General features: G+C 63.5%; 1 protein-coding gene and 1 pseudogene. Both read left to right on the top strand.

Going from position 1 to position 11,731, the window contains the following annotated elements; genetic code table 11:
• The first annotated feature begins 31 nt into the window (after nucleotides 1-31).
• The gene (locus PCOSP_RS17230; RefSeq protein WP_139650322.1) at nucleotides 32-1,729 is read left to right on the top strand and encodes a cyclic peptide export ABC transporter; all 1,698 of its coding nucleotides are present in this window, start codon (nucleotides 32-34) and stop codon (nucleotides 1,727-1,729) included.
• A gap of 310 nt (nucleotides 1,730-2,039) precedes the next feature.
• Nucleotides 2,040-11,715 (top strand): annotated as a pseudogene (locus PCOSP_RS17225) (non-ribosomal peptide synthetase); the annotation flags it as partial.
• Between the last annotated feature and the right edge of the window lie 16 nt (nucleotides 11,716-11,731).

Here is an 11,731-nt window from a genome sequence, read left to right as displayed (position 1 = left end):
ATATCGCGAGTTCATTCGAGGATAGCAACCCATGAAAAACCAGAAAGAGAAGAAACCCAAGCCGGGGTCGGTCATGCGCCTGCTGTGGCGCAACCACCCCTGGCTGACGTTTTTCACCTTGATTTGTGGTGTCATCAGCGGGGTCGCATCCATCGCGGTGGTGAGTGTGATCAACCAGGCGATCCACAATGATGGCGATCGCATGCAGGCGCTGTACTGGTTCGTCGGGCTCAGTGCCATAGCGCTGATCCTGCGCAACGGTGCTGCGCTGTTCCCGGCCTACGCCAGCATGCGGATCATGACCCGGTTGCGCATCGCCCTGTGTCGCAAGATCCTCGCCACGCCGCTGGAAGAGGTGGACCGGCGCGGCCCGCCCAACGTACTGACCATGCTGACCAACGACATCCCGCAATTGAACACGACGCTGATCGTCATGCCCACGGTGCTGGTGGAAGCGACGGTGTTCTTGTTCGGTATCGCTTACCTGGCGTACCTGTCATGGGTGGTCCTGGCCTTGACGGTTTCGCTGATGATCCTGGGCGTGGGCTTGTACCTGTTCTTCTTCGCCAGCGGCGTTAGGTCCACCAATCGGGTTCGGGACGAGTTCACCGCGTTCAACGAATACACTCACGCCCTGGTGTTCGGCCTCAAGGAACTCAAGCTCAACGGCATCCGTCGTCGCTGGTTTGGCCGCTCCGCTATCGAGGCGTCTTCGACCCGGGTGGCGCGCTACAACTTCGTCGAGCGCCTGTGGTACACCGCCGCCGACAACGTGGGCCAGTTCACCCTGTCGTTGCTGATTGGTTGCCTGTTGTTCGCCGCGCCGCTGGTCAGCACGGTCGATCCCAAGGTGATGACCGCCAGTGTGCTGGCGGTGCTCTACATCATGGGGCCGCTGTCGCTGTTGGTGGGGGCGATGCCGGTGCTGGCGGCGGGCCGGGTCGCCTGTACCCGGCTGGCGGAGTTCGGTTTCGCGATCAATGATCCGCATCCCGAACCCGTAGCAGTCGAAGCGCCGAAGGTGCATCTGCTCGAGCACAAGAAGACCTGGGACAGCATCGAGTTGAAGGGCGTGCGGATGCATTACCAGGACCCGCATGCCGGAAGCGGTTTCTCCCTGGGACCCATCGACCTGACGGTACAGGCGGGTGAACTGATCTACATCGTTGGCGGCAACGGTTGCGGCAAAAGCACCCTGGCCAAGGTGTTGTGCGGGCTCTACATCCCGCAAAGCGGCGAGGTGCTGCTCGACGGCGTGGCGATCACTGACGAGAGCCGCAGTGAATACCGTGATCTGTTTTCCGCAGTGTTCTCGGACTTTCATCTGTTCAATCGCCTCATCGGCCCCGACGAAGAGGATGGCAACCCGGATCTGGCGAGCAAATACCTGGAAACCCTCGGGTTGGCCGACAAGATCAAGATCGAAGGGCTGGGTTATTCGACCCTCAAGGCGTTGTCCTACGGACAGCAGAAACGCCTGGCCCTGGTATGCGCCTACATGGAAGACCGGCCGGTGTACGTGCTCGATGAATGGGCGGCCGACCAGGATCCGCCGTTCAAGAAATTCTTCTACGAAGAGTTGCTGCCCGACCTCAAGCGGCGCGGCAAGACGGTGCTGATCATTACCCATGACGACCAGTACTTCCAGTTGGCCGACCGGATCATCAAGCTGGCGGACGGGCACATTGCCTCCGATATCAACTGCGCCATTCGCGACAAGCGCGCCTGAATGGCTGTTCTGACTGCACCGTCCGGCTGGCGATGTTGTCGCGACAACATCTCCGCCAACCCATGAAAGACGCCTGACATCGAACCCACCCGACAGCAGTGAACCTCCTGCCGGGTGGCGCTGGCTGTCTGCGCGGATCTGCATCATCAACTCCAGGCGTGCCCTGTTGCGTTTGCCCCGGGCAGCACTGACAAATATCTGAGAAGGAACGTATGACATTTTTCTTTGCTGTGGGCGTTGTTGTCGCAACGGGCCTTTCGGCCAGCCGTCATCCAGAGCCTGCCGGAGTGCAAGTGACAGGAGGCCGCGTATGAACCAGCCCCTGGAGCTTGCTGCGACCTATCCGCTGACGGCGTCCCAGCGGGACATCTGGCTGGACCAGATGACCAAGGGCGATTCACCCCTGTACACCATGGGCGGCTACCTTCACATCCGGGGTGCTGTCGACCCTGAACGTATCCAGCAGGCCGTCGAGCTGTTGGTCCGCAAGCACGATGCCTTGCGCACGGTCCTGCACTGCGACGTCGGTGGCGACGGCGTGCCCATGCAGACCCTGGTGGAGTCGCTGGAGGTGCGGGTCCCGCTGATCGATTTCTCCAATCGCCCCGAACCGCAGACTGCGGCCCAGACCTGGGTACAACAGGGGCTGGAAGTGGCATTTGAGCTCGATAAGGGGCCGCTGTTCCGCTTCTACCTGATCAAGCTCGATGACGCTTCGTTCTATTTCGTCGTCAACCTGCACCACATTATCCAGGACGGCTGGGGCATCAACCTGATGCTCGCGTCCCTCAGTGACCTGTACAACGCGCTGGAAGAAAACCGCGAACCTGACCTGTCGGCTCCATCCTATGCAGGGTTCATCGAGGATGACGCCCGTTACCACGAATCGGACCGTTTCCAGCGGGACCAGGCCTACTGGCTCGATAAATACCGGGATGTGCCGGATCCATTGTTCACTGCCCGTTACCGTGATCGCTTTGTCGAGCCCGTGGTGCCCAGCGCTCATGCCATGACGTCTTTCCCACAGACGCTGAACGAGCGGATCGACGCCCTGGCGCTGACCCATCAGGTCTCGCGTTTCCCGGTGCTGCTGGCGACGCTGTACGTGTACTTTGTCCGCACCACCCAGCGCGACGAGTTGGTGGTGGGCCTGCCGATCCTCAATCGCTCCAATCCGACCTTCAAGCAAACCGTGGGGTTGTTCACCCAGGTCAGTGCCATGCGCTTGAGATTCGCCGATGACCTGTCGTTCGGCGAGTTGATCCAAGAAGTGGCGCGCGCGCTCAAGCAGGACTATCGCTATCAGCGGTTTCCGTTAAGCGACATTCACCGCTCCTTGGAGCTGCGGCGTGACAATCGTGCCCAGCTGTTCGATGTGTCGTTCTCCTACGAGGAAGAGAACTATCTATACCGGTTCGGCGACGCCACGGCCTACTCGGTGAAGAGTTCCAACGGTCAGGAGCAGATGCCCCTGGCGATTCATTTCCGGACCAACCCCAACGAAAAAAATGCCTGGGTGCACTGGATCTACAACCAGGCATTCCTGCAGGCCGACGAAATCGAGGCAATGGCCGAGCGCTTCGTCCACGTGCTGGAGCAAGGACTGAGTGACGATACGCTGCCGATCCAGGACTTTGTCCTGCCGACACCGGCTGAGGCCCGTCTGCTCCAGGTCTGGAACACGAGCGATGCGCAGCGGTATGAGCACGACCGCACGATCCATGGTCTGTTCGAAGCGCGGGCCGCCGCGCGGCCTGGCGCGGTGGCGGTGGTCCATGAAGGCCAGAGCCTGACCTACGGCGAACTGAATACCCGGGCGAACCAGGTCGCCCATCGGCTGCTGGCCCTGGGTGTGTTCCCGGATGACCGGGTTGCAATCTGCGTCGAGCGTGGCCTGGACATGATCATCGGCCTGCTGGGCATCCTGAAGTCCGGTGCCGGCTATGTGCCGCTGGATCCGGCCTATCCCCTGGACCGTCTGGCCTTCATGCTCGAGGACAGCTCGCCGGTGGCGTTGCTGACCCAAGCTGCGTTGCAAGACCGAGTGCCTGCGCCGGCTGTCCCGGTGCTGCTGCTCGATCAGCCAGAAGCCGCAGGTTTTGCCGAGCAACCACGGCATGATCCGAATATCGGCACCCTGGCATCCCATCACCTGGCCTACGTGATCTACACCTCGGGCTCGACCGGCTTGCCCAAAGGGGTGATGGTCGAGCACCGCAACGTTGCGCGGCTGTTCTCGGCCACGCAACCGTGGTTCGATTTCGGCCCGCAGGATGTCTGGGCGCTGTTCCATTCCTTCGCCTTCGACTTCTCGGTCTGGGAAATCTGGGGCGCGCTGACCCACGGCGGTCGTCTGCTGGTAGTGCCGCAGTTGGTCAGCCGTTCGCCGCAGGACTGCTATGCGCTGTTGTGCGAGGCCGGTGTCACGGTGTTGAACCAGACGCCGAGCGCGTTCCGCCAGTTGATCGCGGCCCAGGGTGAAAGTGACCTGAACCACAGCCTGCGCCAGGTGATCTTCGGTGGCGAGGCCTTGGAAACCGGCATCCTCAAGCCGTGGTACGCCCGGGCAACCAATGCCGGCACGCAACTGGTGAACATGTACGGCATCACCGAAACCACGGTGCATGTGACCTATCGTGCGTTGCAAGCGGCCGATGCCCAGTTGATCGGTGTCAGCCCGATCGGCAAGCGGATTCCCGATTTGCGCCTGTACTTGCTGGACAAGTATGGCAAGCCGGTGCCCAAGGGCGTGGAGGGCGAGTTGTACGTAGGGGGCGCCGGTGTGGCGCGAGGCTACCTGAACCGGCCGGAGCTCAATGAAACGCGGTTCCTGCCCGATCCGTTCGACACCGATGCGAACGCGCGGATGTACCGCACCGGCGACCTTGGTCGTTGGCTGCACAACGGTGAACTGCAATACCTGGGGCGCAACGATGAGCAGGTGAAAATTCGCGGCTTCCGTATCGAACTGGGTGAAATCGAAGCGAGGCTGGCGGCCTGCACGAAAGTGCGCGAGGCCGTGGTGATCGCCCGGGAAGACGAGCCGGGGGACAAGCGCCTGGTGGCCTATGTGCTTGCCGAAGACGGCGCCCGCGTGTCTGCTGGCGAGTTGCGCAGTGAGCTGCTGGGCTCGCTGGCGGACTACATGGTGCCGAGCGCCTTCGTGATGCTCGAAGCCTTCCCGCTGACCACCAACGGCAAGCTCGACCGCAAGGCGCTGCCGGCACCCGATTCGCAGGCGTTTGCCCGACGCAGCTATGAAGCGCCGGTGGGCCATGTGGAAATCACCCTGGCTGCGCTGTGGGCCGAGCTGCTTGGCGTCGAGCAGGTGGGTCGTCATGACCGTTTCTTCGAACTGGGCGGCCACTCGCTGCTGGCGGTCAAGCTGATCGAACGCATGCGCCAGTTGGACCTGAACGCCGACGTGGGCGTGTTGTTCGGCCAGCCGACGCTGGAGACCCTGGCTGCTGCGACCAGTAACAGCGGCGGCGTGCGGGTGCCGGAGAACCGGATTCCCCGCGACGTCGAGCGCATCACCCCAGACATGCTGCCCCTGGCGACCCTGACCCAGGACGAAATCGATCGTATTGTCGCAACCGTGCCGGGCGGCGTGGACAATGTGCAGGATATCTACGGCCTGGTGCCGTTGCAGGAAGGCATTCTCTATCACCACCTGGCGACCAGCGAAGGTGACCCGTACCTGTTGCAGGCCCTGTTGCGCTTCGGCACCCGCCAGCAGCTGGACGCGTTCGCGCAAGCCTTGCAGGCGGTCATCGCCCGGCACGACATCCTGCGCACCTCGGTGGCGTGGGAAGGGCTCGGCGAACCGATACAGGTGGTTTGGCGCGAGGCGCGCCTGAGGGTCGAAGAGCTGGTCCTGGACCCGGCCGAAGGCGACATCGCCGACCAGTTGCAGGTCCGTTTCGATCCGCGCCATACCCGCTTCGATCTGCGCCAGGCGCCGATGATGCGTATTCATTTTGCCGAAGATGCCGTCAGCGGCAGCTGGGTGGCGGTGTTGCTGTTCCATCACCTGATTGATGACGCGACCTCCCTCGGCATGCTGGGCAAGGAAATCGATGCGTACCTGCAAGGTCGTGCGACGGAGCTGCCGGTGTCGGTGCCTTACCGCAACTACGTGGCTCAGGTCCGCCTGGACAATCATCCCGAGCAACATGAGGCGTTCTTCAGCGAGATGCTCGGCGACGTGGACGAGCCGACCCTGCCGTTCGGCCTGCAGGATGTGCAGGGCGACGGCAGCGGCATCGAAGAGGCGACGCTGGCGCTGGAGGTCGGGCTGGCCCGGCGTCTGCGTGCCCAGGCCCGGCGCCTGGGGTGAGCACTGCCAGCCTGCACCACTTGGCCTGGGGCCAGGTGGTGGGGCGCTTGTCCAGCCGTCAGGACGTGGTATTCGGCACCGTATTGATGGGCCGGTTACACAGCGGACAGGAGGCCGGACATGCCTTGGGCATGTTCGTCAACACCCTGCCGTTGCGGGTCGAGGCGGGGAACCAGGGTGTGTTGGCCGCGCTGCAGGCGACCCACGGCCGCCTGGCGGCGCTGCTGGGCCACGAACATGCGCCGTTGTCGTTGGCACAACGGTGCAGTGGTGTTGCGGCGCCGGCGCCGCTGTTCAGTGCGCTGATGAACTATCGGCAGACCGCCGTGGCGGCACAGGCGAGCGAGGATGCGGGCCAGGCCAGAATCTGGGCCGGAGCGGAAATTCTCGGCGGCGAAGAACGGACCAACTACCCGCTGTCGCTGTCGGTGGATGATCTCGGTGATTCGTTTGGACTGACCGTGCAAGCCGTGGCCGGGATCGGTGCGCAGCGGGTTTGCGGCTACGTGCACACCGTGCTCGAAGCATTGGCCGATGCCCTCGACCAGGATGGCAACACCCCGCTGCACACGCTGGCCTTTGTCCCCGCCAACGAACGCCAGCAGTTGTTGCACGATTTCAACGCCTTCGATGCGGAGTACCCGTCGGGGTTGCTGCTCCATCAACTGTTCGAGGCCCATGCCGAGGCTGATCCGGAAGCCGTTGCGCTGACGTATCAGGGGCAGCGCCTGAGCTACGACGAATTGAATCGGCTGTCCAACCAGATCGCCCATCGCTTGATCGAGTTGGGTGTCCGTGCCGACGACCGGGTGGCGATCTGCGTGGAGCGCAGCCTGGAAATGGTCGCGGGGCTGGTGGGTATCCTCAAGGCCGGGGCGGGCTATGTGCCGCTGGATCCTGCTTACCCGGCCGAGCGCCTGGTCTACATGCTGGAGGACAGCGCACCGAAGGTGCTGCTGACCCAGCGCAGCCTGCAAGAGCGCTTCCCCACGGCGGGCGTGTCAGCCTTGCTGCTCGACGGTGAGGACCGCGACGCCGCCGGCATCGACCGCCAGCCGTCCACCAACCCGGACGCACAGGTGATCGGCCTCAACCCCGACAGCCTGGCGTATGTCATCTACACCTCGGGCTCCACCGGCCAGCCCAAGGGCGTGGCGATGCCGCACCGCGCCCTGGTCAACCTGATGCAGTGGCAGATCGACCAAGCCGCGCAGCAGGGACGGGCCGCTGCGCGCACCTTGCAGTTTGCCGCGCTCGGCTTCGACGTGGCGTTCCAGGAAGTCTTCAGCACCTTGTGTGCCGGCGGCGAGCTGTCGCTGATCCATGCCGACATCCGCCTGAATTTCCACCGCCTGTTCGAACACATCTGCCAACAGCGCATCGAACGCCTGTACCTGCCGTGCATCGCCCTGCAGGCCCTGGCCGAAGCGGTTGCCGGCGAGCGTGAAGGCACGCCGCTGACCTGCGACTTGAAAGACGTGATCACCGCCGGCGAACAGTTGCGCATCACGCCACAGATCCGTGCATTGTTCGAGCGCCTGGACGGCTGCCGCTTGCACAACCACTATGGGCCGACCGAGTCCCACGTCGCCACCGCCCTGACGTTGCCGGACGATGTCGCCGCCTGGCCGACGCTGCCGGCCATCGGGCAACCGGTGGCCAACACCCGTGTCTATCTGTTGGACGCACAGCAGCAACCGGTTCCGGTCGGTGTGGCCGGCGAGATTCACATCGGCGGCATCTGTGTTGCCCGTGGCTACCTGAACCGCGATGACTTGACTGCCGAGCGCTTCGTCCGCGATCCGTTCGCGGCCGATAAACAGGCTCGCCTGTACAAGACCGGTGACCTGGGCCGCTACTTGCCCGATGGTCATATCGAGTACCTGGGACGCAACGACGATCAGATCAAAATCCGTGGCTTCCGTGTCGAGCTGGGTGAGATCGAGTCCCGGCTCTGCCAACACGGCGAAGTCAAGGAGGCGGTTGTTGTCGCCCGTGAAGACCAACCCGGCGAGAAACGCCTGGTGGCCTACATCACCGCCCAGGTGGCGGATGCGGCGCCGGAGGCCGATGCACTGCGCGCGCACTTGCAGGCGCTGCTGCCGGACTACATGGTTCCGGCGGCCTACGTGCGCCTGGACAAACTGCCCTTGTCGCCCAACGGCAAACTCGACCGCCGCGCGCTGCCGGCCCCGGAAGCGGACGCCTTCGCCAGCCGTGCCTATGAAGCGCCACTGGGCGAGGTGGAAACCACGCTGGCAGGGTTGTGGGCTGACGTGCTCGGTGTCGGGCAGGTGGGGCGACACGATCATTTCTTCGAACTGGGCGGCCATTCGCTGCTGGCGGTAAAACTGATCGAACTGATGCGCAAGGCTGGGCTGAGCGCCGATGTGCGGGTGCTGTTCGGTCAACCTACCTTGGCTGCCCTGGCGGCGGCAGTGGGCGGTCGTACCGAGGTGAGCGTGCCGGCCAACGGCATTGCTGCGGGGTGCGAACGGATCACTCCGTCGATGCTGCCGCTGGTGACGCTGGACCAGGCTACCCTCGATCGGATCGTCGCCGGTGTACCGGGCGGTGTCGGCAATGTCCAGGACATCTACCCGCTGGCGCCGTTGCAGGAAGGCATTCTCTATCACCATATCGCCGCCGAAGAAGGCGACCCCTACCTGCTGCAAGCCACCTTCGCCATGGACAGCCGTGCTCAACTCGACGGCTTCGTCACTGCCTTGCAGGCCGTAATCGACCGGCACGATATCCTCCGGACCGCGCTGCTGCGCGAAGGTCTTGAGGCGCCGTTGCAGGTGGTTCTGCGCCAGAGCCGGTTGACGCTCGAAGAGCAGGCCCTCGATCCGGCCAGGGGCGATATCGCGGCGCAGTTGCAAGGGTTGTTCGATCCGCGCCATTGCCGGCTGGACCTCGACAAGGCGCCATTGATGCGCCTGGCCTGCGCCTGGGACAGTGTGCACCAGCGCTGGGTCGCGGTTCTGCTGTTCCACCACATCGCCCTGGACCATACCGCCCTGGACGTGATGCAGGAGGAAATGCTGGCGTTCCTCAATGGCGAGGGCGACCGCCTGGAAGCGGCCATGCCTTACCGTAATTACGTGGCGCAAACGCTGTTGGGCGTGCCGCGTGAGCAGCATGAGCGCTTCTTCCGCGACATGCTCGCTGATGTCGACGAGCCGACGCTGCCGTTCGGACTGCGGGAAGTCCAGGGGGATGGCCGGGGTATCGAAGAGGTCAAACTGAACCTCGATCCAGATCTTTGCCGGCGTCTGCGGCAGCAGGCGCGCCAACTGGGCGTGAGCGCGGCAGCCTTGCATCACCTGGCGTGGGCAAGGGTACTGGGGCGTGTGTCCGGTCGCGAGGACGTGGTCTTCGGCACCGTACTGCTGGGGCGCATGCAGAGCGGCGAGGGCGCGGACCGCGCCCTGGGCATGTTCATCAATACCCTGCCGTTGCGGGTCAACGTGGGCGGGCAGGACGTGCGTGCCGGGGTCAAGGCGACCCACGCCCGCCTGACGGCCCTGTTGGGCCACGAACACGCCTCGCTGGCCTTGGCCCAGCGTTGCAGTGGCGTGCCGGCTTCGCTACCGCTGTTCAGTGCGTTGCTGAACTATCGGCACAGCCCGCTCCAGGACGGCGACAGTGTCGACCGCTGGGCGGGTACGCAGGTGTTGGAGGTCATGGAGCGGACCAACTATCCATGCATGTTGTCGGTGGACGATCAGGGCGAAGGCTTCCTGCTGAGCGTGCAGACGGCCGGTGGGGTTGATGCGCGTCAGGTCGGTGCCTATATGCAGACGGCCCTGGCGAGCCTGGTGGAGGCACTGGAGTGTGCGCCTGAATCCGCGATCAACGATCTGGAAATCCTGTCTGAAAACGAGCGCAGGCAGGTGCTGCAGGACTTCAACGCCACCGATGCCGAGTATCCGCTGGAACAGACCGTTCATGGGTTGTTCGAGGATCAGGTGCAGCGCACGCCGGATGCGCTGGCGGTGCGGCATGGCGAGCAACGCCTGAGCTATCGCGAGCTGAACGAGCAAGCCAATCGTTTGGCGCATTATCTGCGCGGGCAGGGCGTACAGCCGGATTCGCGGGTGGCGATCTGCGTCGAACGTGGCCTCGACATGGTCGTGGGCTTGCTGGCGATCCTCAAGGCGGGTGGCGGTTACGTGCCACTTGATCCGGCCTATCCGGCAGATCGGATTGCCTACATGCTGGAGGACAGCGCGCCGGCGGTGGTGCTGGCCCAATCGGCAACGGTTGGTTTGTTGGCCGGTGCTTCGATGCCGGTGATCGACCTCGGTAGTGGGCGCTGGCAGGACGAATCCGTCCAGAATCCTGAAGTCACTGAACTGACCTCATCGCACTTGGCTTACGTGATCTACACCTCGGGTTCGACCGGGTTGCCCAAGGGCGTGATGATTGAACACCGCAACACGTTGAACTTCCTCACCTGGGCCCATCGTTCGTTCGATGCCCAAACCTTGTCGAAGACGCTCTTCTCGACTTCGCTGAACTTCGACCTGGCAGTCTACGAATGCTTTGCGCCACTGACGTCGGGCGGCAGCATCGAAGTGGTCACTAATGTGCTGGAACTGCAACACGGCGAGCACGACATCACCCTGATCAACACCGTACCGTCGGCGCTCAAGGCGTTGCTGGAATCCGGTGGGCTGGGCGAGGGCGTGGATACGGTGAACGTGGCCGGTGAAGCCCTCAAGCGCAGTCTGGTGGAGGCACTGTTCGAACAGACCTCAGTCAAGCGCTTGTGCAACCTCTATGGTCCTTCGGAAACCACGACCTATTCCAGTTGGGTCTCCATGGCCCGGGAAGACGGCTTTGCCGCCCATATCGGCAAGCCAGTCGCGAACACCCAGTTCTATCTGCTGGATGAGCACAAGCAACCGGTCCCGCTGGGCGTACCGGGTGAGATCTACATCGGTGGTGCCGGTGTCGCGCGGGTTACCTGAACCGCGATGACCTGACGGCCGAGCGTTTCCTCACGGATCCGTTCAGCGCCACGCCCAACGCCCGGATGTACAAGACCGGCGACCTGGGCCGCTACCTGCCGGACGGCAACATCGAATACCTGGGCCGCAACGACGACCAGGTGAAGATCCGTGGTTTCCGCATCGAACTGGGCGAGATCGAAGCCAAGCTCGCTCGACACGACGCGGTGAAAGAAGCGGTGGTACTGGCCCGTGAAGACGTGCCGGGCGACAAGCGCCTGGTGGCCTACTTCACGCCGGCGAACGACACAGCGGACATCGAAACCCTGCGCAGCCATCTGCAAGGGCAGCTACCGGAATACATGGTCCCCGTGGCCTACGTTCGCCTCGATGCCATGCCGTTGACCCCTAACGGCAAGCTCGACCGCAAGGCCTTGCCGGCCCCGGAACACGATGCACTGATCACCCGTGGTTACGAAGCCCCCCGAGGCGAGACCGAAACCGTCCTGGCGCAGATCTGGCAGGACCTGCTAGGTCTGCAACAAGTGGGTCGTCACGATCACTTCTTCGAACTCGGCGGCCACTCGCTGTTGGCCGTCAGCCTGATCGAGCGGATGCGCCAGGTCGGCCTGAGTGCCGATGTGCGCGTGTTGTTCAGCCAACCGACCCTGGCCGCGCTGGCGGTGGCTGTCGGCAACGATGGCGGCA

Source organism: Pseudomonas sp. MAFF 730105 (assembly GCF_055380705.1).
The sequence above is the reverse complement of the archived record's forward strand: the minus strand, read 5'-3'. Positions and strand labels throughout refer to the sequence as shown.

Bases quoted from the DNA above. Each gene is read 5' to 3' on its own strand.
- PCOSP_RS17230 (WP_139650322.1), top strand. From the start codon at position 32: ATGAAAAACCAGAAAGAGAAGAAACCCAAGCCGGGGTCGGTCATGCGC.